A 25,543-nucleotide genomic window follows, 5' to 3' on the forward strand; every position below is an offset into this window, starting at 1 on the left:
CAGTGTATTTATGTATATAACAGTTTCCTAAAATCGTAGTTGATTCTCTTTATATTTTCCGCTTAAATTAAATAAAAAAGAAAAAGGTGAAACCATGAAGATTGTCCTTCGTAAAGAATCCAACATACCGTATTACCAGCAAATATATATGCAAATCGTTGAAAGAGTACAAAGCGGCATGCTTTCACATGGTGACTCACTTCCATCTTTACGCTCGATGGCCGAAGATTTACAGATTAGTCTATTAACTGTTCGTAAGGCGTATAAACAGCTAGAAAAGAAAGAATATATACGAATTGAACAAGGTAAAGGGGCTTATATACAAAAACATGTAAAGAAAAATTTCAAAACAGTTCCGTATAAATGGCAACAAACGAAAACGATTAATGTTATGCGATCTCAATATGCAATGAATCAGCACCGGAAATATTACGATTTTTCACAAGCGATTTTATATCCTCGTTTATTGCCAAATCCATTCTTGGCAGACGAAATGCATAAAATACTTAATAAAGACCAGATGATTCTAGCAACTTATGGACCAGTTCAAGGAGATTATGAATTGCGAGTTGAAATAGCAAAGCACTTAAATGAACACCAGAAATTATTGACAGATCCATCTCAGTTATTAATTACAAGCGGAGCACAACAAGGAATTGATTTAATTGCTCAAACACTAATAAAACCTGGTGATATTGTATTAGTAGAAAGTCCGTGTTATAGTGCTGCGCTTGATATTTTCATCAATAAAGGGGCTCGAATTATACCCGTTTCTCTTGATAATTATGGAATTCGATCCGACTTAATCGATGATATTTGTCAAAGTAAAAATCCCATTTTATTGTATACGAATCCAACTTTTCAGAACCCAACAGGTACAGTAATGAGTAAAGAACGAAGAATGGAACTTATAGAATTGGCAGAGCTATATGAGTTTTTTATCATTGAAGATGATTCTTTCGGTGAAATATATTTTGAGGGCGTGACTGTTCCCCCTCCTATTAAAAATTTTGATACAAACGGTCACGTAATATATATAAAAGGATTTAGTAAAACGTTAGCACCAGGACTACGTATTGCATCACTTATTGCCGATGGCCCTATTTTCGAATGGTTATATGCTGTAAAAGGTTCAATGGATATCGGTAGTCCTTTATTAACACAAAAAGCACTTCTACCATTTTTACGTGCAGAACGTATGAAAAATCATTTAGAAAAATTACGTACGGCTTTACAAATTAGACGTGATATAACGATTGATATGTTATCACCACTTAAAGAAATGCACTTTGAAATACCAAATGGCGGCTTTAATTTATGGATTACTCTTCCTGATTCGATAGATCCCTTTACCTTATTACAAAAAGTAAATGAAGTAGATGTGTCTTTTTTACCAGGTACAGCTTGTCTATTAAATCCCGAAACAAATAATAATCATTTAAGAATCAGCTATTCGATGTTAAATGAAAAAGATATGATAATTGGATTAGAGAGATTACATGATATAATGCGAAAGTTTATGCTATAAAAGCAAATACCCCAAAATATTTTGGGGTATTTGCTTTTTATTACATAAAACTCACCATATAAATAATATTTTCATTATCATTCCATTTTAATTACAATCTTACCTCTAACATGCTGACCTTCACTCAAAATATGAGCTTCTCTAATCCCTTCCTCACTAAACGGCATAACTTTACTTATAATTGGTTTTACTTTTCCATGTACAATTAAATCTGATAATGCTTCTAATTGTTTTCCGTTTGGTTTTAGCCATAAAAAACCTGATTTTATCTCTTTTACTTTTTGAATTGGTTCATGGACAATCGAAACTAATACACCACCAGGTTTTAAAATCTGAAAGCTTTTTTCTTGTACTTCCCCACCTATTGTATCTAATACAATATCAAAATCTGATAGTAATTCTTCAAATTTATCTTTTTTATAATCAATAACGAGATCTGCCCCTAAAGACTTTAAAAACTCTTCATTCTTACTACTGGCAGTTGTCGCAACAAAAGCTCCAAATGATTTTGCGATTTGGATTGCCAAACTTCCAACTCCACCAGCTCCAGCATGAATAAGTACTCGGTCATGTTCTTTTATTTTTGCGTAATCTACAAGACTTTGCCATGCAGTAAGTCCTGCAAGAGGAATAGAAGCTGCCTCTTCAAAACTCAGATTTGTAGGCATATAGGATACTAAATCCGATTTTACTGTAATGAATTCAGCATAAGAGCCCTGCCCTATATTTTCAGGTTTCGTATACACCTTATCTCCTATTTTGAAACATTCTATCTCTTCCCCAACTTCTTCAATAACTCCCGCTACATCTAGCCCTAAAATGATTGGAAATGAAAAACGCAACTGTTCTTGTAAGTCTCCTTTTCTTATTTTCCAATCAACAGGATTAATAGATGTTGCGAGAATACGTATTAATACCTCATTATTCTTAACAACTGGTTTTAAAACTTGTCTTTCTTTTAATTCTTCAACACTACCATATTGATCTATAACAATTGCTTTCATTTCCTCTCCTCCTTACTGTTTATTTTAATAACATACAAATATTTCTCAAAATTTTTTTCCTTAAATTATCATAAACTTATTTTTGGGGGTAATTATGCAAGAAACATAGAAAATCTTACACACACCTTAGAGTCATTCAAAATTGTGTTTTTAATTACATTCAAAAGAAATGGAGAGAACTCTATGACTGAAAAGATATTTAAAATAAACGGGATTGATATATGTACAGAAAGCTTTGGAAACCCTAAAAATCCAGCTATTTTATTAATTATGGGTGCTACGTGTTCAATGGTTTATTGGGATGAAGAATTTTGTGAACAGTTGGCGAATAGCGGGGCATTTGTTATTCGTTTTGATAACCGTGATGTGGGACGCTCCGTCGCATATGAACCTGGAACTTCTAATTATTCCGTTACGGATATGGCTGAAGATGCAATTGGGGTACTTGATGCTTATCATATTGATCAAGCGCATCTATTCGGGATGTCTTTAGGGGGTATGATCGCTCAAATTGCTGCTGTAAAACATCCCGAAAGAATTTTATCGTTAACATTATTAGCTACAAGTATAATAGGCTCTGACGATAACACGCGCGATTTACCTCCGATGGATGAAAGAATTTTAACACATCACGCAAATGGCACGCATTTAGATTGGACAAATGAAAATGTTGTAGCAGAATATTTAGTTTCAGGGTCCCGTCTATTATGCGGGTCCAAACGCACATTTGATGAAAAAAGAGTCTATAATCAAGTAAAACAAGAAATTGAACGAGCTAACAATTTATTAAGCATGTTTAATCACGCTTTACTTCAAGGCGATGATGCATATGAAGGGGTGCTTCACTCCATACAAGTACCTACATTAGTCATTCACGGAACAGACGATACCGCACTCCCTTTTGAACATGGTCTCGCACTTATCGACGAGATTCCTAACTCAGTTCTATTAACTCTTGAAGGCGCCGGACATGAGATTCATCCTGATGACTGGGAAGACATCATTCATGCTGTTACTGAACATACAGCTAAAATAATAGAAAAATAATGAATAGGAGGGGCACGCCGCAATTTGTATCCCCCTATCTTTACATGTAAAAAAGCCCATCACTGTATCCGTATGTATAGTGATGGGCAATACTTATATTTTTCTATGTTTAAAAAAACGGACAATCTAATTGGTCAACAGCTTCCCATGATTTTTTTTTTTTATTATCGGTGGATTTATTTGCTTCTAGTGGTACGCTTTTAAAAGGATTAACTTCTACTTTTAATAAAGATGATGGCTCCACGTATAACGAGAAAACATGGCTACTTGGTATAGCTTTTGACACATCAATATCTCCTACTTGTTTAAAAAGTTGCTGCGCTGCAAAGAAAAAGAAGTTGGTTGGATTTGATTGTTTATTCAGCCATGCAAGCATTTCAGGTGATACTGACTTATGAATATTAATTTTTACTCGGTCACCACGTTTATATCGCCTAGATCGCATACTTCCACCAACTAACTTATTGTTAAGTTTGTAAATCCTAACTCTTTTTGCTTATGCTCTCTATATTTTGGCGAACAAGTGTAGACTAATAATCCACGTGCATTTGTAAATAATGGATTATCTACAAAGATTACATTTGTTAAACGCCCTTTTTGTTTTAAAATCATTTTCAGGCTATTTTTTATGATAACTGCGCCCCCGCCATAAATAAATACATATGGATCGTCTTTCATATCATCAATTTTGTTAATAATATCCGTTGCAACACGCGCTGCTAAACCTAATAGTGCTGGTTGTGATTCCTCAACTAATAATGCATTTCTAGGGTGTTTATCATTTAAATAAATTTGATTGAATTCTGTAATACTATCAATTGTCTTTGTTGGATACTTCCGGTTCCATCTCGTAATAATTTGTAGTAACGTTTCTTTCACACCGTACGATAAACCCTTACTTAGTTGTGGTCTAAAGTTTACACCTAGTGAAACGACTTCTTCTGTTGTCCCTGCACCAATATCAAAAGATAATAATGTTTTATCAACAAAATCAATTTCTGACACTTTATTTTGTTCACATTCTATTTTATGTTTTACAACATTTCCTTCTTCATCATATACAATGCCCCACGTCCCAGAAGCACCTTCAGGTAGGCATTTACAATATTCGATGGAAATATTAATTGTAACATCACGTCCGTTTGGATAATGGAACACAACCTTATGATTCCCCATATAACGTTTCGCATTTTCCGCAGCTATTTCTTGTGTAATAAGCTGCATAGGGAGAGCAACAGATAAATCATAACGAATGTTAATATGACTAGAAGTTGGACTTTGACGCATAGCACTTACCGCTAAACCAGATAGAATCGTAATAACCATTAACTCATCAGTTGACTTATTCGATTTCTTCTCAACTTCAGTACCTTTTAATTGATCTTGAATGACTTTTTCTCCAACGATATACCGCACATTATTTAACATTAACGATGGAGAACTAATGGTCACGTCAATGTGATTTTCTAATTCAGATAATGAAACATCTCCCTCATCTAACAATCCTGTAGGCTCTCCTATATATAAAGCATATATACTCGGAATAAAAATAGGATCTTGCCCTTTCACCATTAACTTCAAACCGTTATTACCTGCATCAGCACCAGCTTTTAAAAGAATAGACATAACTACCCCCTAAATTAATCTGACATCCCTTCCAAATATATGCGAGCCCATTCTTTTACATTCAAATGTAATGTAATTTTTTATTAACCGTAAATACAAAATATCATTTTCGCGGCCTCATGTGTAAAAAGTATTTGACATTAAAGTTTCCCAATTTTATACTATAGTTGTAAAGAGTTTTTTACAACAATGGAGGTGCTATTTCTAAATTGAACCATAAAAAATTTATTTTCATAATTATCGTTTTATCATTAATTGTCGTTCTCATACATGGAGCATATAAATATGTAACGGAAGGTTCGATTTTAGGAGGAACAATATTCGCTTTTTCGTTAATTATCGGTAATTTAATTAATCAAATTACTTGGGGAGATCCGAACGGAGTATCGAAAGAAAGCCAAGATGAAATGGGACAGCAAATCAAATATAAAAGTTTTAAAGTTGCTTATTTTGTACTTATATGCCTTATGTTTTTAATTTTAATAGTATCAGAAGGATTTGCATTCCTATTACTTGATGAAATAAAAAACCTTCCTCTGTTCATCGCGCTTTGTTCTTCATTCTTTATTTATCCTATTGTCGAACTTATAGTCGCAAAACAATATAAATAAAAAGATGAGATTTTCTATATACAGAAAATCTCATCTTTTTATATTTACATCCCTTCTACTATCGCTTTTAATTTATTCACAGTCCGCCAATTCCTTATCGTAGCTGGTGTATGTAACTTCTGGAACTGATTCATTAATTTTGAATTTCGAATGCTATTTTTGAAAAATAAATACACAACTTTTTCATGTATATAACAATCTTCAGTCTCATTTTTTTGCATAAGTAGCTGATCTTTTTCTAATTCAGAAAGTTCATTTGCTAAGAAGGCAACATGTATACTTTCGCCTTCTCGCAATGAATTGACTTCATAGGGGCATCTTTTGGTAATGTTTATAAATTCCTCATGTGTTCTTAACATAACCGGAACACCAAAACCAAAAACGTTTTTAATTTCAGATTGTATTCGTTTGTTTAAAAAATCAATATCTTTTTCAGATTCGAACACGATATTACCACTTTGAATATATGTTTTTACTTGTTTTAGTCCTATTGATTCAAACATTTGTTTTAAATCAGCCATTTTAATTATCTTATGACCGCCTACATTGATTCCTCTTAGTAGTGCAATATAAATTGTCATAGCAATCCTCCACATTTTAATGAACTGAACAATTGAATTGATTTTCCCCCTCATATTTCTCAAATATTTGTTTTAATTCCTCTAACATATCATGTATAGATAATACCTCAAATAAAATGATAGATTCACTGGAAAAATGATGATGATATTGATTCGGTTTACAATGTGCTAAATCATTTTTATAATTCCAAAATTGCTTGTCTAATTCATCAATCAGTTTAAAATGCTCCTCATCCATTTTATTACAATTATTTCTTAATATAGAAATTATAGAATGAATTGTTCGTCGTAAAATCTCTTTTTCATTTTGCGACCAGTCACATGTTTCAATTGGTGTTCGAGCTAAATTATCTATATGATAAATAATTTGCTGTAATAAATGCAGTTGCTTTTGTACAAGTAAAAAACTTCTCATTTCTTTTTTTGTATGTCGATGATATTTCCAATCTTTTTGCTCATATTGAACAAATTGTACCGCTTTATGTAATAATAAATTCACTTTAGATAGATTATGAGTTGTCTCTTTGGTTATCACTTTCCCTTCAATTAATGCATTAAGCCATTCCTCCATAATATTTGCCGTTTTAACAAATAGTTCCTCTGTACATCCCGAAATTGTTTTAACATAATGTGGTGGTAAGATGAAAAAATTCACTAAAGTAGACACTATAATACCAGTAGATGTAGTAGCTAATCGAATTAAAAATGCAGTAAAATAGTGATCTGCCGTAATTGAGATCATTGCAACAGCAGTTAATGTTGCAACTAACGTTCCCGCATGTAACTTTAGTTTTTGACATGTAACGATTGTAAACATCGCTGCTAACGCATAAGAAAGCGCCTGATGACCTAGGAAAAATGTGAAAGTCATTGCATATGCTGATCCAATTGTTGAAGCTGGAAAACGAACCAGTCCTTTTTTTATAGAATCCGTTGCAGTTGGCTCAATCGTTACAATTGCGGTGATAACAGCAAATATAGTTGGAATATTGAAAAATTCACAAACTAGAACTGTAAGAAAAACCGCAATTCCTGTTTTTATCACCCTTCCACCGATAATATTCCATTTTCTAACTTGATTCATTTTGTATTTCCTTCATTTCTATTTCATTTATTTATATATTACATATCTTTCTAAATAAAAAACTTACTACTTTTGTACAAGAGTAAGTTTTTTCTCGTTATTTTATGATAGGTAAATGCATTATGATTTGTTGACCAATTGGTCCCATTCTTCTAAAACCTTTGTCTTGGAAGCCAACTTTTTCATATAAATTTTGTGCAGGAATATTTTTTTCATTCACAGCAAGTACAACTTCATTTTTCATCGGAAAATAACATTGTACAAACTCTTGTAATAGTGCCAGTGATTTTTTAGCGTATCCCTTCCTTTGTCTATTGTGATTTATAGAAAATGAAGTTAAAAGTAAAGCGTTCTCATTTTCTGTGAACTCCTGCACTCTATCTCCTGTTTGCAATGCAAAAAGACCAACAGGTACCCTATTGTAATCTAAAATAACAATCACATTTTTTGTACGATCATTTTTTGCTTTTTTCAATAATTCAACTGGGTCCGATGTAAATTGAACTTGTTCACTTGGTAAAGTAAATGTTTGTATAACTTCCTTAAATTCCTCTTTATACGGAACTAATTGAATTTCCCCTGTATGTATGTTCATGATAAACTCTCCCATTTTTTACTTATTAACTTAAACCTTGCTGCACTTTAGAATGTACTTTGCCATCTAAAAATGTAATTTCAACTAATGCAGTTGGATTGCTTCCCTTCCAAGCAAAGATTTGCTTAATTTGTGTAGAATGTTCCACCCCTTCTTCTATGAGTAAATCCCCCTCAAAACCAATTAAATCTTTCACTTCTTTATAAGTCATTCCTTCATTTATATTGGAGAAATGATTTATATTGATAGATTCTTTCTTTTGATTTTCCATCACAGTAGAAGAAGTCGCTGTTTGCTTTTTTACTTCTTTCTTCTGTTCACACGCTGTCATACTGAAACCTAAGCATAAACTACATAATATTAATGTGCTTTTTTTCATCATAACAGTTGTCCCTCCCATAATAATTAAACCATATATTCCCTTAAAAATAAACTGAATATTTAATATTATATTGAGAAACCCTGTACAATTTAGTACAGGGTTACGGTTAAATTTATTTATTTAAGTGATTATTTGATTGGTCATTCTGTTCTTTTCTCAGTTCTTGTTCTTCATCTTTTGGTAATTGTTTATCATTATCTTTTATTGGATTCGTTTCTCGATTTTCAATCATGTCATTTGGAACTTGTGGCATTACTCGGCCAACAATTGCTGCTAACTCATCCAGTATACCTTCACCTGTTTTTCCTTTTTTAATTTGCTTTCCAATTTGTTTCAGTCTTTCATACGTATCAACATCTGCTACAACGACTGCATTAGCACCATCAGGATCGTTTTTTAAGCTTTCTGCAACAGAGTATTTTATGGACTCAACACGTGTTCGATCTAGTTTCGCTTTTACATCAATTCCTACAATAGCATATTTCCCAACTACTACCGCTGTCGCATCATTTACACCTGGCACACTTGCCGCTAAAGATGCTAAATGGTCCGCTGCTTTTTCATTTGGCTTATTTGACTTATTTGTATAATTAACATTTTTCATTGAAACATTTTTTTGCTCGGGCTTTTCGTTTGGATTATCCTTTTTTCCAATACTGCATCCAGTTATTAATAAACAAACCATCAATAGATATATTAAAATCTTCATTATTCTCACCACTTTACCATTCAAGTTTAATCATAAATTTTTTCAACAGCTTGCATTTTCTTCACTTTTTCTTCTGCTCCGCTATTTGCATTAATGAAAATTTGGTACGTATCTTTCCCTAAAGTACCTACAAATTCATAGCAAAGTACGTCGTTATGCAAATCGTTTACTACCATTGCTTTTCGCTCTTCCATTACCTTTACATCAGGGTTTATTTTCTTTCTTGCTTCTGCTGCAGTTAGCTTTGCCGAAGGGATTGTTCGTTTTTGGTGTGATGCTAAATATTCTTTCGCCGAAAATCCGACGATAGAACCGTCATCTAAAGCAATTTTCATTTGAATTGCTTCTGGATAAATTCGTACGCCATTCTCATTTACTACATACGTAAATACTCCAACATTATCATATTGTGAGCTATCATAAAGCTCCATATTATGAAACTTATGGTCCTTTAAAAATTTCAAACCTTTACTTCCCGCATCGTTTAAACTAATTTTCTGTTCTTTAATTTCTCGATTATTCATAACCCAAATTGGATATCCGCCTTTCCCGGTAATATCCATATAAAACTCATTATTCGTTGCCTCATCTTTAATTTTCACACTATAGAAAGATTCTTTCGCACCTTTTCCGCTTTTCTCGACTTCTACCTTTTCATTTCCTTTTAAATTTAAAAACGATTTTGCAATTTTCGCCGCTTCATCTTTTGAAATTGCTTTTCCTTCTGCTGCAAATCCACCTTTTTTATTTTTTTGTGCACTTGTAAAGGTCGGTCCGAAGTTTGTAGATGAATACGATGTTACATTTTTTTCTACTGTCTTTAATCCGTCAATAATTGTATTGTCTGCAGGATCACGATTTGATGCGAGTGCCATCTCAACATCCATCCAGCGTAAATTGTTTTTCAAAACAAGATGTTGCACTTTTCTTAGTTCATCTTGTATATTCCCTGCATTGGAATATAAAGTTTGCAACGTTTTGTATTCTTGATCATTTAACGGCTCTTTTTCTAAATCACGAATGGCTGCACGGTAACTAAAATCACCGATATTCGCTAAAAATTCTTCCGTTTTATTAAAAGGCATTAATGTTAAAGGAAGTTGTCCTACATCCGAACGAGCTTCCGATGTTAATCTCCATACATCTGCTAAAGCAGGCGATAAAGATGCGCGTGAATTCATCGCAAGCGTTGTTCCAATTTTGTCGTGCAATAAATCAACCTCATACGCTAAATCATGAAACGCACGTTGATAGCTATTTTCTGCTCGAATTAATACTGCATTCTTTTCTTGGTGCTCTTTATAGCCCCAGTATCCAGTTCCAACTACACCAACTGTTAATAATACGATTATAATACCTCGTAACATAGTTCCACCTCCGCTCTATTTACAGAAAATATGTTTCCCGATCTTTTTAATTTGTGGACGAGTCCAAATCCATTTACTTGTTGCAGTATCTGGATTGAAATAATACAATGCGTTTCCTGTTGGATCCCATCCATTAATTGCATCTAATACAGCTTTTTTCGCTGTTTCATTTGGCGTTAAATATATTTGTCCGTCTGCTACCGCTGTAAATGCTCTTGGCTCAAAAATCACACCCGAAACAGTATTTGGAAATGATGCACTTGTAACACGATTTAAAATAACTGCAGCGACTGCAACTTGTCCTAAGTACGGCTCACCACGAGATTCTCCATATACTGCGTTTGCCATAAGCTGAATGTCGTTTTGGGAATAACCATTTGGAACATTTGTCCCTTTATTTTGAGGTGGTTTATTTTCTTGTGCTGTACCACCACTATTTCCTTTATTCGTTGTCGTTCCTTTATTAGCAGTTGACTTATCATACTTCGTTGCCTTCACGAGCATTTGCTTCGTTTTAGCTCCGGCTAAACCATCAACAGGTAAACCGAATTTCTCTTGAAAATTTCGAAGTGCCCAGTATGTACCCCAGCCGAAAACACCATCCACTTTTCCTGTATAAAATCCGTTATATTTCAAACGAGATTGCAGTTCAATGACATCTTCGCCAGATGCTCCCCTTTGAATGACTTGATTAGAAAAGGCTTCTACATTTTTTAGTTGTATACTACTGACCATGAAAGACAGTCCTATGAACGCAAGCAAAACAGCTATTTTAAAAACAGCTTTTTGGCGCATAATTTTCCCTCCTTAATTACGGAAATGATTTCTTGGTTATGTTTTGTAAAAGCCTCGCTTTTATGTAAAGAAGACAAAAAAATCCAAACTAATATCGTTGAAAAAGTATGTAAACAATATACAAAAAGGTAAAAGGAGTTCATTATGAAAAAATTGTTAAAGCGTGTCGCACTCGTTATTCTGTTCCTAACAATATGTTCAAATGTATATACAAGCTCATCAATTGTTCATGCGCAGCCGCCGTATGCGAAATGGGGTAAGCTTGCTGTAGAAAAAACGAAAGAACAGTACCCAAAAGCGGAGATTATTGATTATCTTCATATAGGTAGAAAACCAAAAACCGTTCAAATAACAGTTGAAAAATTCAAATTGTGGCTACGTGAAGACGGAAAGGAATATGGTGTTTTTGTTGATGTAGAGTTTGAAACGAAGACGGATAAGTTTATAAAAATGTCGTTTCAGAAGACGAGTAGATAAAGTGAAACTTTAATCAGTGGGGGTTTTGTTCATCCCCCACTGATTATTAGTTGAACCAATCGGGCTTTTACGGGCAGTTGAGATCCCCACCTAACTTCTTTGCTTTCGCTGAATTTTGAGGAGGGGGTCTTACTGCCCGTTAATGCGGGATAAAATGAAAGAACCCGACTGTTTATATTTTAAACAGTCGGGTTCTTTCATTTCTAAAATTCATTCCTAAAGTTTCGATTCCCTAAAAATCTTACCAATATACAAATAGCGCCAATTACAACTGCTATTCCTATACTGTATAAAAGTACTCTACCATATCCACTTATTCTCGGATCTAAAAACGGATAAGGATACCAATTCACGATTGGACCACGTATTAAGCTATATAGAACGTAAAAAAACGGGAATAAGAGCCAACTTGCGGCTTGTTTCCAAGTGATTTTCTTATTTGGTGGATTTAATATCCAATCTAAAAGCATGGCATTTGGCATGATATAATGTAACACCGTATTTACCCATGGTATTGCGGTTTGAAGTGATTCTTCTAACCCTCTTAATAATAAAAAATAAATGAGTCCAGTCGTAAGTATGTATACAGCCGCTGCACCACGAAGTACACCAAACTGTTCTGATCGACCAAATGTAGCTGTTCCGATACTACTTAAAAGGAGAATACATGCAACTAAAATGTTACTTTCGATAGTGAAGAAACTGAAAAAATTAACTGGATTGAACGGTTTCACTTGTGCCCGTATTATAAATTGCGTAATGATTGCACTAAATGCTAGAAGGCTTAAACATAGTCTAAATAAAGATAATGTTTTTACATCCCCCATACAGTCCCTCCTCTTCTTATACAAACTTATAATTCTCCTGTACATGCTCAATAAATAACTTTAATGGAACGAGCCCACGTTTAGGCATATGACTACTAATTACAGCAACCACCTCTAACTGCGGAATGACAACGATGTATTGCCCGCCGTATCCCATAGCAAAGTACATACAATACGGTATGTGAAATCTTTCGTTATTCAATACCCACCAGTGATATCCATATGCCCCGACATGTTCATACGTTTCAAATAGAGGTGTACTTGATTCTTCTAACCATTTCGATGATACAATTTCATTCCCCTGCCAAATTCCATTCTGCAAACATAATATTCCGAGTTTTAATAAATCTTTAGATTTCATTTTCATACCGAAACCACCAACATATATTCCCTGGGAATCTTGTTGCCACTCATATTCTGTAATCTCTAACGGATTAAATAAGTACCTTTTCGCAAACTGTTCTGTCGGCATTCCAGTAGCTTTTTGGATAATGTAACTAAGTAAATGCGAAGAACCTGAGTTATAATTCATTTTTGTAGCCGGTTCTTCAATTATTGGTTTTTCTAATATATATTGCACCCAGTTCGCTGATTCTACAAAGTCATTCGGGAATACTACTCCATTTCCAAACTCTTTCCACTCCTCACCAGTAGTCATTGTTAATAAGTGATAAAGCGTCAAATCATGTTTTCCCTCAGGTACATTTTCAATCCACTCTGTAATAGGTGTATGTATATCATTTATATAGCCTTTATCAATTGCAATACCAATTAATAAAGATACGATACTTTTTGTAATCGAATTTATTTTATATAAGTTATTTGTACATTCGGGTGTTTTATAATACTCGGTTGTTAATTTTCCTTTTTGATAAACAAGAAATGTATTCACTTTTTTCTTTTCAAATTTATTTTCTAGCTGCTTGAAATTCAAAACTTTACCTCCGTTTAAAAAATCACTTCATTTATTATATCTTGTAGCTTCTATTAAAACATAATTGAGTTCAAATAAAAAAACAAACCTGTCAGTTTAGCTGACAGGTTTGTTTCTATAATTTCGTACGAACATTCCAAAGCTCTGGGAAGAATCGTTGATCAAGTACTCGTTTTAAATAAGATACACCTGAAGATCCACCTGTTCCCATTTTATGTCCGATAATTCGTTCTACCGTTTTCATATGACGGAAACGCCATTGTTGTAGCCAGTCTTCAATATCAATCAATTTTTCAGCAAGCTGATATAAGTTCCAATACTTTTTCACATCGGCATACACTTCAAGCCATGCCGCTTCTACCGTGGCATCTTCTTCATAAGGCAGCGTAATATCGCGATTTAACACATCTTTATGAATAGGGAATCCTTCTTTTACAAGTGCTTGAATTGCGACATCATACAAACTTGGTGCATGTAGCGCCGTATGAAGTCGAGCGTGTAATTCTGGATCTTTTTCATAAATTTTTAATGCATGCGGCGTTTTATAACCAAGCGCATACTCAATCATACGATATTGATACGATTGAAAACCTGAAGCTTGACCGAGCGAGTCACGAAACTCAATGTACTCGGATGGTGTTAATGTCGCAAGAATATCCCAAGATTGAATAATTTGCGACTGAATTTTTGATACACGCGCTAACATTTTAAAAGCTGGTTGTAATTTATCTTGTTTAATAGATTCAATTGCTGCATGTAATTCATGTAAAATAAGCTTCATCCAAAGCTCACTTGCTTGGTGAATAACGATGAACAACATTTCATCATGGTGATCTGATAATCTCTTTTGAGAAGATAGTAAACTATCTAATTGTAAATATTCCCCATACGTCATATTCTCTTTAAAATCCGTATGAATCCCTTTTTCCATAATTATCTTTTCGTTTTCTTTCATATTAGCCAAACGCCCCTTTTATATATTTCTACTTATATTGGTCTAATAACTGCTCGAACTGGACTTCCATCTGCATCTGTTAAGGCAAGTGGTAATGCAATCAATTCATAATCGCCGTCTGCTACGTGATCTAGTACGACATTTTCTAAAATGTGTATGCCATGTTTAAACAATTGATGATGCGCTTCTAATTCTTTATCATCTAATGGATCAACTGACGGTACATCCACCCCGATTAAACGTATACCTTTCTCTGAAAGAAACGGTGCTATATCTGCATGTAAATGCGGGATTACATTTGGGAATTCATTCACTTTACCATGTGAAGATGTGCGTAATAACAACCGTTCTACTCCTTCTAAATGAAAGTTTTCTAATTCTTTTTTCCCGATGCTTTCAAGATTAGAAACGTCAATGATTCGTACTGGGCCGACATAAACTTGAATATCTAAATCTATTACTTTCTTTCCTTCATTATCAAAATGAAACGGCGCATCAATATGAGTACCTGTATGAATACTCATCGTTAATTTTCCAATATTTACTGAGCCACTCTCTTCTTTCGGCCATGATACTTCATACGAGAACGGTGTGTCCCCTGGCCAAGTAGCAATATCATTATTTAGCGGTTGTGAAATATCAATCCACTCTGATGTTTTCATACCTACGCCACAACCTCTCTCTTATTTTCAAACTGTTTATATTCTTCATCTTTCATGATTTTCTTTAATATTTGTACAGATTTCCACACTTCTTCGTATGTGTTATATAAAGCGACTGGCGCAAGTCTTACTCCATTAGGTGCACGGAAATCAGGGATAACTCCATTTGCTTTTAACGCTTTACATATGCGTGCTGCTTCTGCATGCTCTAAATAAATATGCCCGCCTCGTTTTTCATCCTCTAATGGATTTCCAATTGTAAATTCAAAATCACTTAATTCATGAGCAATTAAATTAAGCATGTAACTTGTAATATGTAAAGATTTTTCACGTAAACGTTCTATACCAGCCTCTTTAAAAATTTCAAGAGAACCGATTAACGGCGCTGTACTTAATACGTGAGGGGTACCAATTTGATATGCACCTGCATGATCAGCAGCTGTTAATGTATGTTCCATATCAAACTGCTTATCTTTTCTAGAGCTGAACCATCCAGACAATCCTGGAAGTCTATTACAATGCTTTTTATTTACATAAAGACCAGCAACACCACCAGGTCCTGCATTTAAGTATTTATAATTACACCAAATAGCGAAATCAACATCCCATTCTTTGAAATGATGCGGAATAGAACCAATCGAATGACATAAATCAAATCCGATATGAATACCACGCTTATGCGCTTCCGCTGTTAAACGTTTCATATCAAGAACTTGGCCACTTCTATATAGTACAGAAGGTAATAAAATTAACGCGATATCATCTGTCATTGCATGAATAATATCATCTTCAGAAAGTGTTCTACCATCTCGGCTCTTCACTCGTACTAAATTCTCATCTGGATCTAATCCTTTTAAACGAATTTGACTTTGAAGTGCATATATATCGGACGGGAATGTCAACTCATCCGCAAGAATTTTTGTGCGAATTCCTTTCGGCTCATAGAAAGTTGCAATTACTTGATGAATATTCGTTGTCGTGGAACCGGTTACAATAGTTTCTTCTGGTAAAGCTCCAATAAGAGGCGCAGTCAATTCACCTAATTTCTCCGAAAGGAAAAACCACGGATGCTCACCCTCGGTCCAGCCGTCAATACCGTACTCTTTCCATGAATCTAGCAAAGTAAGTAATGATTTTTCTGCTCTTTTTGAAAGTAGCCCTAATGAGTTTCCATCTAAATATATTGTTCCTTCTTTTTTATAAAATTCAGTTTGAAAATCTTTCAGTTCATCATGTTTATCACATTCAAGCGCATACTCATAAGTTGGTTGAAATGGTTCTGTATACATGGTGTCACCTTCTCTTAATTTTCTTTTTATTCTAACTAATTGAAATATATCACCTTAGTTGATATAACGTCAATGATATTATGTCAGTTGACTTTATATATGAATTTCTTTTACAATACAATTATATTTTCAGATATTTCAGTATAAAGAGGCGATTCTTTGAAAAACACTACTCTTTCATCAAGAAAACACCGCTCCTTAGAAACTAAAAAGAAACTTTTACATTCCGGATACATTGTTTTTATTAATAACGGATTTCAGAAAACAACCATTACTCAAATTATTAAACATGCAGAAACTGGTTATGGAACGGCATATGTATACTTCAAAAACAAAGATGATCTCCTCACCGTTTTAATGGAAGATGTTATGAATCAATTTTATGATATTGCTGAGCGCTCTTTTTCTCCTCAAACAAAAGAAGAAGCACGTAATATGATTCAAAACCAAGTGAGGGCATTCCTCCAACTAGCAGAGAAAGAACGAGCTATTTTACAAGTTGTAGAAGAAGCAATCGGGCTATCAAAAGAGATACGTCAAAAATGGGATGAGATTCGAGAACGATTTATAAACAGCATTACGCAAGATATTACATACTCTCAAGAAAATGGGTTAGCGCATCCTGAATTAAATAAAGAAACTGTAGCACGTGCTTGGTTCGCAATGAATGAGATATTTCTTTGGACGATTGTGAAAAATGATAAAAAATTAGAGTTAGAAGAGATAGTACATACATTGACGGAAATGTATACAACGGGGTTATATAAATAGCACACCTTCAATAAATAAGGTGTGTTATTTTACATCTATAAAAATATTTTATCTGGGTATGGTAGTGCTAAAGGAGGCTTTTCAGATAATGAGAAATATTGTAGTTTTAAAGATTCACCATCTATTGATTTCAGTTTTCCACTAGTAATTTCACATTCAAACACAACAACAATATATTCTACTTGATCGTCATTCGGATATGTATGGCGATACTCTTCTCCTCCAAACACACCTTTTTGTTTTTTTACTTGCACTTTCAATCCTGTTTCTTCCCACACTTCACGAACTACTGCTTCTTCTGGAGTTTCTCCAGGCTCAATTGCTCCAGCTGGCAAACTCCAGTATTCCCCGCCAGGATATTGAAATAAAATATCTTCTTGCTCATTTTTTATAACCGCAGCTACACTCGGCATAAAAATTAGTTCATGGCCTAATTTCTCTCGGATTTTTTTATAATATAGCGACATAGACATATAATTCTCTCCCACTCCATTAATAAATACCTGTATTTTCTGATATCTATTGTATAATAATACCAAAAACGATTTCTATATAGAAAGGATCAGAAAATGTCTCAAGAAAAACTAGTAAATAAATTTCTATCATTTTTAGGTACTACAAATCAACCTACTAGCTTAAAGTTTTTAAATGAGCTTATTAAAGCTCATCAAGAAAAAATAAAGTGGGAAACTCTTACTAAAATAATTGACTGGGAAAAAGGTAATGAAACAGGTAATTATTTCCCTTCCATTGATACATACATAAACCGTATTACTACAAAAGGTCTGGGGGGTACTTGTTGGACGCACTCAATTAGATTTCATTGGTTATTATCAAACCTTGGTTTTGACGTTCATTATTTGTATATGAATCCCGGACATTTATGCTTACGCGTTAACTTAGAGCAGCCTTACTATGTTGATGTTGGTTACTGTGCACCTTTATTCCAAGCTTATCCACTTTATGAATCATTTCAAGTAAGTAATGTAAGGGAAACTTTTACTTATGAAGTCTCAAATAATAAGATTGAAATTACTAGAAATCCAGGTCCAGCAAAAATCTTACATACAGAGCCAATAGATTTATCAAGTATGAAAGAACTCATTACAAAGTCTAACGATTGGCATACATCTCCTGTATTAAAGAAAATTCAGATTTTCGGTTATATCGATGGTATTCCAACTTCTATTAATGATAATGTTTTAAAACAATATTTCCAAGATAAGAAAAGAGAACAAAGCCTTACATCTTCTGAACTTAATTATTGGATAACAGAAAGATTTTGTGTTGATAAAGAAATATATGAAAGAGCTATTGAGATTTTCAATGAAAAATCTTCAAGCAGTAAAAGCGTTACTCACGGAATTGAGTAACGCTTTTACCTTATTTTTAATATTAATCTTCTTTATGATAAGCAGCTTCTACACATTCTGCTAGACGCTCAATTTGTTCCATAGTTAAACCTCGTGAAATCCAGCCTGTTAACTTATACATAATTTTATAGTAAAAATTACTAGGTTCATATTCTGAAATTAATGTAAGTGCTGTACCCTCCTCATCTTCTTCTAACATATAAGTCATTGCTGAATAACCTTGCTTCATTTCACTGCCAAGTGAAATAATATGAGGTGCATCGTATTCAAGGATTTCTACTTCAGCCTCGAATATTTTCTTACCGACTTTTTGAACAGTAATATATTTATCTCCTACACGTGGATTCTCTTTATCCATATTTGAAGGATAGCGATTTTCTATTATAAACGTATTCCATTCTTTTATTTTTTCATCTTCTATTATGTAGTCACATACAACATCCATTGGTGCTTTTATTACTATTTCTATTGCAAAACTCATTATACTGCCCCTCTCAAATACCCTATCCATTTCTATTTTAACTAAATCATTATGTCATATTTTATATAGTGAAATACAAGTAGAATTTTAATTTTTTATTAATTTAAAAACTTATTCATACAAAATATTTTATTAAAGATACAACAATTAAAAACAAAGCCACGAGTAATAAAGCGATCCCTATACTTCTATTTTCTTTTTCGTTATTTTTTAAATTTTGCACCCCTAAGCTAACTAACATAAAACCTAAAAGCGTTTGTAAAATTAGCATACTCATTTCCGAAGTATCATTCCAACTATAAATGGAATACCCCATTATAATAATTGCAAGTAAAACCGTTACGATCCTATTCATACGAAAATCCCTCCCATTTAAAAAGAAACCGCTAAGTTTCCTTAGCGGTTTTATTATCAATTTATATTTATAAAAATTGCTTTTCATGAATTTGATATAAGTCAAAAGGATTTTCTGGTCAATATAACTACGTATGTTAGTACACCTTTTCTTTATTCAGTCTACTTACAATTCCAACTATAAATTTATAATCAATCCTCCTCTTCTTAACCTTTTTAAACCCTTCTTTCGTATCAAAAATTAAACACGTTTTCCGAAACCACATTCGTACGTACAGTGACTCAAAATAAATAGGTTTTATAATTCCTCTTTCCTCAAATTCAGTTCCATCTTTATTTTCGGTTTCTGTTCGAACGAACCACCTATTTCCAATACCAATTTCAATATACTTCACATAAGTCCCCCTTTCGGAAATTTATTTCTAACTATTTTATTATTTCCCCGGTAAGCGCATATTCCGACAGAACATGAGCCCACAAAGAAAAAGTAGATTACAAAAATCTACTTTATAGCTTATATTTTTGCATTCGTTTATAAAATGTACTTCGAGGTACATCTAAAAGTTTTGCAGCTAACGAAACATTTCCGTTCGTCTTTTCTAGCGCTTCAATCATGCTGTCACGCTGTATTCTTTCGCGGAAATTTAATGTGTTCTCTATTTTATTTTCTGCTTGCAATGCAAGTTGATGTTGATTTCCCATCATTGTTTGTAATAAAAAAGAGATTTGTTTTTCGCATATTTCCTGTCCTTGCGATAAAATGTAAATGCGTTCTAATACATTTAATAATTCTCGAATATTTCCGGGCCATGTATGCTGATAAAATTGATTACAAATACTTTTTGGAAATACAACATTCCAATTCTTTTGTTCACAAAAATGTTTTATGAAGTATGGAATATCCTCTTTTCTTTCTATTAACGTTGGAACATAAAGCGGATAAACATGTAACCGATAATATAAATCTTGACGAAATTTTCCTTCTTCTACTAATCGCAATAAATCTTTATGTGTCGCAGTAATAATACGAATATTTACCGGTACCTCTTTTGAACTGCCAATTGGGGTTACTGTTCGTTCTTGTAAAACACGCAATAATGCGACTTGCATCTCTGGAGGCACTTCACCAATTTCATCTAAAAATATTGTTCCTCCATCTGCTTGTTCGAATTTCCCTTTATATCCTTGGCGCCGTGCACCTGTAAACGCTCCTTCAGCATAACCAAACAATTCACTTTCCATTAATTCTTTCGGTAATGAACCGCAGTTAACAGCTATAAATGGACCATTTTTTCTTGGACTATTTTCATGAATCGCTCTCGCTACATATTCTTTCCCTACACCTGTTTCCCCGCACACATATACACTAGCATCAGTTGGAGATACAAGCTTAATTTCTTCTAAAGTATGTTGAAATGCACTGCTCGTCCCAATCACTCCAGGGAAAGTAATTCCGTTTATAAGTGGGACAGTTGAAAATAAATTTCCTTGTTTATTTTCCTTTACATAAATACATTTCCCAATCATTCTATTATTACTGTATACTGGAACTTCTAATTTAGTTTTCAATCCATAGTGCATTAAATCTTCAAGTTTCATTCGTGACCAATTACATACTCGTTCCCGAACCCTCTTGCTCGCAGAAACGATAACATCGCGATGATTACAAATTACTACTTGTTCATCACTGTCAATTACATCTAAAAAACGATGGATTAACTGCAGTTCATTTTGATGTACTCGAATACTACATTCACGTTCAATCGCATGTGCAATCGAAGTTACCATACCGAGCATATATGGATGCGAAAACTCAATCGGACAAGAGAAATCTAGAACGCCTATTAATTTCCCATCATCATTATGAATAGGAGCGGCCGCACAGCTCCAGCTATGAGATGCGACAGAATAATGCTCTGTACCACTTATCATAATAGCCTCTTCAATTTCTAACGCTGTTCCTATCGCATTTGTACCAACAGCCGCTTCCGTCCATTTCACACCTTCAACGAAATTAATATGTTTCGCTCGTTGCAACGTTTGTTTATTTCCACTTAACGATAGAACGTAACCGTCTGGATCGATTAATAATGCCATCATTTGCAGTTCATCAATGGTTTTTCTCATATTTTGTATTTGAGGTATTGCTATATCTAGGAAGATTTCACTCTTTTTCTTTTGGTCTTGAAAAATATTAGAAGACAAAATTTTCTGACCTTTATTCATATGAGGATTCACATTTGCTTGTTTACATCGATACCATGACTCTGAAATTCTTTCGTTTATACGGTTCGAATCAAGGACACCTTCATCAACAAACTTTTTCCATGTATGTAAGTAAAACGGTGAAGCTAGCATTATATCATCTCCCTATTCATTATTTTGGAGATTTGTAAAAACATACTTTTATTATAAAACTGAATAAAAGCGTTTTCAACAAAACTAGAAAGACGACACAAATATGTTAATAATTTGAATATCTTAATGCACTTCTTTATTCTTTTTTAGTAGCACTATATTTTGTATAATGGAAGCAAAGAAAATACATAACCAAAACCACTTTTGTGGATTTCCATTTATAAAGAAAACAATCACGGCTATTGCAAATAAAATTGTGGATGCTACACTAAAATATAATTTTGTTTTCATTCCCATTATCCCTCACATCTCTATCACTTTACAGTACACACTAACTCTTCATTTTTCATCTCTACTATGTACTTCTGAAAAACATATTTTTTCCCGCCATGTTTTTCATACCATTCATGTATTCTTCTAATATGCTTCTCGTCATTTCTAATCTTTGATTCTATTTCTTTATATTGTTCATAACTATCATATTCCCATATTGCAAACACTTCAGTCGTACCATTCTTATTATCTTTCATCCAGCGTCCTATTAGCCTGGAACCATGCTTTAACTGATTTGGTAAGTTTGTTTTATTAAAATGCTCATTAAATATTTCTGTAAATTCATTCTTTACTATATAGTACTTTCTTCTATAAAACATACATTTCCACCTCTTTTATAAACACCTCAAATACACCTTCCCATTACAACCGTATTATAATACTTTTCATCTGACAGTCTTTTATCATTTTTCAAAATTCCTTCTACTTCAAAACCTAATTTTCTATAAAGTAGAATGGCTTTTTCGTTTGTCTCTAATACTTGTAATGATATCTTTTTAATCTCATTTTCATCAGCCCAATGAATAGATTGTTGCAATAGACTCTTACCTATTCCATATCCCCAAAACTCTTTTAAAATACAAACGCCAAATTCTACTTTATGAGATAATCTCTTCAAATTTGACCCTTCGCATCTTGAAAACCCAACGATTCGGTTGTGCACTTCTGCAACTAAAAACAAATTCTTTGTCTCGCCACTATCTGCTTTTATTATTTTTTGAAAACCTATCTTATCTATAAATCCCTCTCCAGCTTCTCTATCCATGTTTTCAGTTTCTCCATCGATTTGAACTCTAATTTCCGATAACTGTTCCGCATCTGTTTCAGTTGCTGAACGAATTGTATAAACTAATCCATTTATGTGGAATTTTTGTCCTTTTATAATCATTTCAAGCTCCTTTTAAAAGTAGTCTATTGATGCTATTACAATTTCTTTACCTTGTTTCTCAAATTGTTGAATCGTTTCTTTACTAGCCTCTGAATCTGTTATTATAAGGTCAATTTCAATCAGTGATTCTCCTTTTATAAAGTAGTCTATTCCAAGTTTATTGTGAGGAACTAAACAAATATTTCGTCTAGCAATCTTATTTACTGTTTTACTAAAATAAGCAACTTCAGGCGTTGCAGTACTTATACCATTCAATGAAATGCCACCACCTGTAGAGAAATACAGATCAATAGAGAATCTACTTATCCATTCTGAGGCAAGTGTATCTGTCATATTTCCTGATGGTTTCACCTTTCCACCAATTAAGTACGTATCAATGTTCTTATATTCCCGTAACGTACTAGCAATTTCTATAGAATTTGTAACAACTGTAAATGATGTTTCAGGTAAATATTTTAACATGACATAATGAATAGAAGTCCCACCAATAAAAACAGAATCTCCTTCTTGTATATAAGAAGCTGCGATTTTTGCAATTGCGTCTTCATATACAGAACCATTACTATAACGTTCAAATCGCTCAGCAGCTAAATTCCTTACTCGAGCAAGTTCAATTGCACCTCCGTGCGTTCTTTTTAATAAGCCATCCTTCTCCATAATAGACAAATCTCTTCTTATTGAATCAATAGACATATCAAAACTTTCCGCAAGATCTTTAGCAATTACCCTTCCATTTTTCTTAAGTAACTCCAAAATTTTCTCTCTACGCTCTTCAGTAAACATGTTCTCACCACTATCATTGAATATTCGTAAAATTTATCCATCTTTTAATTATATGCATGTTTTTTCTGTTTTACAATATTTTCAATACTTCTTTATTCAGCTCTATACAGGTTTTCTCCCCTTTTCTATCCCATTAAATTAACAACTAAATAAATGCATATTTGCATGTTTCACAATTATACTTCCATTCATCCTTTTATTAATGTAAAATTATTCCTATGCCTCACTTTTTAACACAGAAAGGAATTATTATGAAATCTATAATGAAAGTAACTTGTACAGCATTATTATTTACAGGACTAATGGCAGGATGTAATGGGAATACTGCACCAAAACAAGAAAAGAGCGCTCTTGAAAAGAATGCAATGCATTATGGGGAAATAGTTAAAAATGAATACTATAGAGCAACTGTTGAAAATGCTAAATTCGAAAAAATAGACAAAGAATGGCGCATTACTACTCGTGTTATGATTAATAATGTTCGAGATGATGGACAAACTATTGATCTTTCGGAAATAAAATATTTCATACAAGATGAAAAAACTGGTCAGAAATATGAAGGTGAAGCTCATCCGATATATGACGAGCACTATAAAAATGTTCCACACGAATTCTCTTTAACTACTGACGTTGTATTTGAACTGAAAACTTCACCAAAAGATTTAAATAATATGTATCTATACATAGATAGCAAAGCCGCGCCGTTAACAGATACATATTGGAAACTTGATAATTTAGCAACTAAATAAAAAACAGTCAAATACGACTGTTTTTTTGTTTGTAAAGTCATCAAGTTTACTAGTAATCTATCTCCAGCAATACATCTTTTGCACAAATCGTTACTTCTTCAGCTTCCCTCCTAAAATATTTTAACATCCAACAAAAGCGATATACCTATTTATTATATCATTCTAATACCTATTTTTTCTAAAGAAAAAATGCAAAACTGTAAATATTCCACCTTTCACTTCTAAAACTCCAGAATATTTACGATAGTTGATAATTAGAATACATTTTACTAGTACAAAAATCTAAACAAAAAGGTATGGTTATATGTTGAAGAAATTAGTAGCAGGTACATTAGTAGTGGGATTTGCATTAACTGGAGGACTAGGAGTAGCAAGTGCTGAAGAAAAAGGTAACACAATTAAGTCTTTTGATTATTTAAAAGTGGATGAACAGAATGTTAATTCTCTTACAAAATTAAGTGATCAAGATAAGAAAGACATCCAAATTACTATGGTATTACCAGAGCAAAATGAAAATGGAGATTGGCTAGCTTATGGTTTTACTAGCCGCGAAACATTAGATGCTTATATTGAAAAGGATAAAAAAGTACTTAAAAATAAAATCAATCCTTTAGGTAGCGGTGCTGGTAGTACTGATTTTTATGAACATAAAGATAAAGGTGGCCAATATATTTACTGGAGCAGCGGCTTTAAAAACTTGCCATCTAGCTGGAACGACAGAATTTCCTCTGTAAGTACAGCATCACCTTCAGCAAGTTATTCAACGACACTTTGGGAGCATACTTCTACACAAGGATATGGAAAAGGTGTTATATTTAAACACGCTGATTGGTACGGTAAAACTGCTAATTTAGCTGCTGATTGGAACGATATTACTTCAGCGATTGAAGTAAAAAAATAATAGGATATTCAATTTCTTCTGTAAAAATTCAAACCACTATTCTCTCATACATTTAGAGAATAGTGGTTTATTACACTT

At 33.3% G+C, this 25,543-nt stretch carries 32 protein-coding genes; 8 read left to right on the forward strand and 24 right to left on the reverse strand.

From position 1 onward, the window contains the following. Positions 1 to 94: 94 nt before the first annotated feature. The gene (gene pdxR, locus PDK19_RS13905; protein ID WP_049110937.1) at positions 95 to 1,528 is read left to right on the forward strand and encodes a MocR-like pyridoxine biosynthesis transcription factor PdxR; all 1,434 of its coding nucleotides are present in this window, start codon (positions 95 to 97) and stop codon (positions 1,526 to 1,528) included. A gap of 77 nt (positions 1,529 to 1,605) precedes the next feature. Here the strand turns inward: pdxR and PDK19_RS13910 are convergent, their stop codons facing one another. Then, positions 1,606 to 2,532, reverse strand: a complete 927-nt coding sequence (locus PDK19_RS13910) for an NADP-dependent oxidoreductase (protein WP_000644567.1) — start codon at positions 2,530 to 2,532, stop codon at positions 1,606 to 1,608. A 183-nt stretch (positions 2,533 to 2,715) separates the two neighbouring features. On the opposite strand from PDK19_RS13910, the gene PDK19_RS13915 reads away from it, so the two are divergent. Beyond that, complete coding sequence (locus PDK19_RS13915; protein ID WP_049111610.1) at positions 2,716 to 3,579, forward strand: alpha/beta fold hydrolase; 864 nt, start codon at positions 2,716 to 2,718, stop codon at positions 3,577 to 3,579. Positions 3,580 to 3,688: 109 nt separating this feature from the next. Here PDK19_RS13915 and PDK19_RS13920 read toward each other — a convergent pair whose 3' ends face one another. Both PDK19_RS13920 and PDK19_RS13925 read right to left on the reverse strand, forming a co-directional pair. Continuing rightward, a complete protein-coding gene (locus tag PDK19_RS13920) occupies positions 3,689 to 4,024 on the reverse strand; it encodes a hypothetical protein (protein WP_001257756.1) in 336 nt (111 codons plus the stop codon). Positions 4,025 to 4,035: 11 nt separating this feature from the next. Then, positions 4,036 to 5,205, reverse strand: a complete 1,170-nt coding sequence (locus tag PDK19_RS13925) for a ParM/StbA family protein (RefSeq protein WP_000025611.1) — start codon at positions 5,203 to 5,205, stop codon at positions 4,036 to 4,038. Positions 5,206 to 5,414: 209 nt separating this feature from the next. On the opposite strand from PDK19_RS13925, the gene PDK19_RS13930 reads away from it, so the two are divergent. After that, positions 5,415 to 5,816, forward strand: coding sequence for a hypothetical protein (locus PDK19_RS13930; RefSeq protein ID WP_014893659.1), 402 nt, complete (start codon positions 5,415 to 5,417; stop codon positions 5,814 to 5,816). A gap of 44 nt (positions 5,817 to 5,860) precedes the next feature. Here the strand turns inward: PDK19_RS13930 and PDK19_RS13935 are convergent, their stop codons facing one another. The 7 genes from PDK19_RS13935 to sleB form a co-directional block, all read right to left on the reverse strand. Further along, positions 5,861 to 6,397: a DUF1697 domain-containing protein gene (locus PDK19_RS13935; RefSeq protein ID WP_049111615.1), complete on the reverse strand. Its 537-nt coding sequence runs from the start codon at positions 6,395 to 6,397 to the stop codon at positions 5,861 to 5,863. 16 nt (positions 6,398 to 6,413) lie between these two features. After that, positions 6,414 to 7,481: an aromatic acid exporter family protein gene (locus tag PDK19_RS13940; RefSeq protein ID WP_049111611.1), complete on the reverse strand. Its 1,068-nt coding sequence runs from the start codon at positions 7,479 to 7,481 to the stop codon at positions 6,414 to 6,416. A 97-nt stretch (positions 7,482 to 7,578) separates the two neighbouring features. Further along, positions 7,579 to 8,076: a GNAT family N-acetyltransferase gene (locus tag PDK19_RS13945; RefSeq protein ID WP_001020860.1), complete on the reverse strand. Its 498-nt coding sequence runs from the start codon at positions 8,074 to 8,076 to the stop codon at positions 7,579 to 7,581. A gap of 25 nt (positions 8,077 to 8,101) precedes the next feature. Then, positions 8,102 to 8,458: a lipoprotein gene (locus tag PDK19_RS13950; protein WP_000976539.1), complete on the reverse strand. Its 357-nt coding sequence runs from the start codon at positions 8,456 to 8,458 to the stop codon at positions 8,102 to 8,104. A 112-nt stretch (positions 8,459 to 8,570) separates the two neighbouring features. Further along, complete coding sequence (locus PDK19_RS13955) at positions 8,571 to 9,167, reverse strand: YhcN/YlaJ family sporulation lipoprotein (protein WP_000697993.1); 597 nt, start codon at positions 9,165 to 9,167, stop codon at positions 8,571 to 8,573. A 26-nt stretch (positions 9,168 to 9,193) separates the two neighbouring features. Further along, a complete protein-coding gene (ypeB, locus tag PDK19_RS13960) occupies positions 9,194 to 10,534 on the reverse strand; it encodes a germination protein YpeB (RefSeq protein ID WP_049111612.1) in 1,341 nt (446 codons plus the stop codon). Positions 10,535 to 10,549: 15 nt separating this feature from the next. Further along, a complete protein-coding gene (sleB, locus tag PDK19_RS13965; RefSeq protein WP_001249066.1) occupies positions 10,550 to 11,329 on the reverse strand; it encodes a spore cortex-lytic enzyme in 780 nt (259 codons plus the stop codon). A 144-nt stretch (positions 11,330 to 11,473) separates the two neighbouring features. Here sleB and PDK19_RS13970 point away from each other — a divergent pair, with 144 nt between their 5' ends. After that, positions 11,474 to 11,806 carry a DUF3889 domain-containing protein gene (locus PDK19_RS13970; protein WP_049113436.1) on the forward strand — a complete coding sequence of 111 codons (333 nt, stop codon included), beginning with the start codon at positions 11,474 to 11,476 and terminating at the stop codon, positions 11,804 to 11,806. A 203-nt stretch (positions 11,807 to 12,009) separates the two neighbouring features. Here PDK19_RS13970 and PDK19_RS13975 read toward each other — a convergent pair whose 3' ends face one another. From PDK19_RS13975 to kynU, 5 genes are all read right to left on the reverse strand, one after another. Then, positions 12,010 to 12,633: a Pr6Pr family membrane protein gene (locus PDK19_RS13975; protein WP_049112129.1), complete on the reverse strand. Its 624-nt coding sequence runs from the start codon at positions 12,631 to 12,633 to the stop codon at positions 12,010 to 12,012. A 16-nt stretch (positions 12,634 to 12,649) separates the two neighbouring features. Continuing rightward, positions 12,650 to 13,567 (reverse strand): serine hydrolase domain-containing protein, encoded by a 918-nt coding sequence (locus PDK19_RS13980; RefSeq protein WP_049112132.1) that lies wholly within the window; start codon positions 13,565 to 13,567, stop codon positions 12,650 to 12,652. A 115-nt stretch (positions 13,568 to 13,682) separates the two neighbouring features. Continuing rightward, a complete protein-coding gene (kynA, locus tag PDK19_RS13985) occupies positions 13,683 to 14,522 on the reverse strand; it encodes a tryptophan 2,3-dioxygenase (protein ID WP_000661934.1) in 840 nt (279 codons plus the stop codon). A gap of 32 nt (positions 14,523 to 14,554) precedes the next feature. After that, complete coding sequence (gene kynB, locus PDK19_RS13990; RefSeq protein WP_000858050.1) at positions 14,555 to 15,184, reverse strand: arylformamidase; 630 nt, start codon at positions 15,182 to 15,184, stop codon at positions 14,555 to 14,557. A 2-nt stretch (positions 15,185 to 15,186) separates the two neighbouring features. Then, positions 15,187 to 16,473, reverse strand: coding sequence for a kynureninase (gene kynU, locus PDK19_RS13995; RefSeq protein ID WP_000287847.1), 1,287 nt, complete (start codon positions 16,471 to 16,473; stop codon positions 15,187 to 15,189). 159 nt (positions 16,474 to 16,632) lie between these two features. On the opposite strand from kynU, the gene PDK19_RS14000 reads away from it, so the two are divergent. Next, on the forward strand, positions 16,633 to 17,244 hold the full coding sequence (locus PDK19_RS14000; protein ID WP_000799595.1) for a TetR/AcrR family transcriptional regulator: 612 nt from the start codon (positions 16,633 to 16,635) through the stop codon (positions 17,242 to 17,244). 35 nt (positions 17,245 to 17,279) lie between these two features. Here the strand turns inward: PDK19_RS14000 and PDK19_RS14005 are convergent, their stop codons facing one another. Beyond that, positions 17,280 to 17,717: an NUDIX hydrolase gene (locus PDK19_RS14005; RefSeq protein WP_270707367.1), complete on the reverse strand. Its 438-nt coding sequence runs from the start codon at positions 17,715 to 17,717 to the stop codon at positions 17,280 to 17,282. A 96-nt stretch (positions 17,718 to 17,813) separates the two neighbouring features. Here PDK19_RS14005 and PDK19_RS14010 point away from each other — a divergent pair, with 96 nt between their 5' ends. Beyond that, positions 17,814 to 18,617, forward strand: coding sequence for an arylamine N-acetyltransferase (locus tag PDK19_RS14010; RefSeq protein WP_270707369.1), 804 nt, complete (start codon positions 17,814 to 17,816; stop codon positions 18,615 to 18,617). Between the two features lie 22 nt (positions 18,618 to 18,639). Here the strand turns inward: PDK19_RS14010 and PDK19_RS14015 are convergent, their stop codons facing one another. The 8 genes from PDK19_RS14015 to PDK19_RS14050 all read right to left on the reverse strand — a co-directional run bounded on the left by PDK19_RS14015 (position 18,640) and on the right by PDK19_RS14050 (position 23,815). Beyond that, the gene (locus tag PDK19_RS14015; RefSeq protein WP_046647307.1) at positions 18,640 to 19,098 is read right to left on the reverse strand and encodes an SRPBCC family protein; all 459 of its coding nucleotides are present in this window, start codon (positions 19,096 to 19,098) and stop codon (positions 18,640 to 18,642) included. A gap of 115 nt (positions 19,099 to 19,213) precedes the next feature. Next, positions 19,214 to 19,453 carry a DUF3953 domain-containing protein gene (locus tag PDK19_RS14020; RefSeq protein ID WP_001080079.1) on the reverse strand — a complete coding sequence of 80 codons (240 nt, stop codon included), beginning with the start codon at positions 19,451 to 19,453 and terminating at the stop codon, positions 19,214 to 19,216. Between the two features lie 136 nt (positions 19,454 to 19,589). After that, positions 19,590 to 19,847 (reverse strand): DUF3977 family protein, encoded by a 258-nt coding sequence (locus tag PDK19_RS14025; protein ID WP_000873848.1) that lies wholly within the window; start codon positions 19,845 to 19,847, stop codon positions 19,590 to 19,592. Positions 19,848 to 19,959: 112 nt separating this feature from the next. After that, positions 19,960 to 21,810, reverse strand: a complete 1,851-nt coding sequence (locus PDK19_RS14030; RefSeq protein ID WP_000881417.1) for a sigma-54-dependent Fis family transcriptional regulator — start codon at positions 21,808 to 21,810, stop codon at positions 19,960 to 19,962. A 123-nt stretch (positions 21,811 to 21,933) separates the two neighbouring features. Continuing rightward, positions 21,934 to 22,101, reverse strand: a complete 168-nt coding sequence (locus PDK19_RS14035; protein WP_162495409.1) for a hypothetical protein — start codon at positions 22,099 to 22,101, stop codon at positions 21,934 to 21,936. A 23-nt stretch (positions 22,102 to 22,124) separates the two neighbouring features. Continuing rightward, a complete protein-coding gene (locus PDK19_RS14040; protein ID WP_270707371.1) occupies positions 22,125 to 22,463 on the reverse strand; it encodes an NIPSNAP family protein in 339 nt (112 codons plus the stop codon). A gap of 26 nt (positions 22,464 to 22,489) precedes the next feature. Continuing rightward, on the reverse strand, positions 22,490 to 23,032 hold the full coding sequence (locus PDK19_RS14045; protein ID WP_049111449.1) for a GNAT family N-acetyltransferase: 543 nt from the start codon (positions 23,030 to 23,032) through the stop codon (positions 22,490 to 22,492). Between the two features lie 12 nt (positions 23,033 to 23,044). Continuing rightward, positions 23,045 to 23,815, reverse strand: coding sequence for a DeoR/GlpR family DNA-binding transcription regulator (locus PDK19_RS14050; protein WP_000493617.1), 771 nt, complete (start codon positions 23,813 to 23,815; stop codon positions 23,045 to 23,047). Positions 23,816 to 24,066: 251 nt separating this feature from the next. Here PDK19_RS14050 and PDK19_RS14055 point away from each other — a divergent pair, with 251 nt between their 5' ends. Further along, positions 24,067 to 24,564, forward strand: coding sequence for a hypothetical protein (locus PDK19_RS14055; protein ID WP_000836196.1), 498 nt, complete (start codon positions 24,067 to 24,069; stop codon positions 24,562 to 24,564). A gap of 304 nt (positions 24,565 to 24,868) precedes the next feature. Beyond that, complete coding sequence (locus PDK19_RS14060; RefSeq protein WP_014893655.1) at positions 24,869 to 25,465, forward strand: hypothetical protein; 597 nt, start codon at positions 24,869 to 24,871, stop codon at positions 25,463 to 25,465. The last annotated feature ends 78 nt before the right edge of the window (positions 25,466 to 25,543 follow it).

Origin of the sequence: Bacillus cereus group sp. BcHK124, assembly GCF_027712065.1 — a bacterium.
In the GTDB taxonomy this organism is placed as follows: Bacteria; Bacillota; Bacilli; order Bacillales; family Bacillaceae_G; genus Bacillus_A; species Bacillus_A pacificus.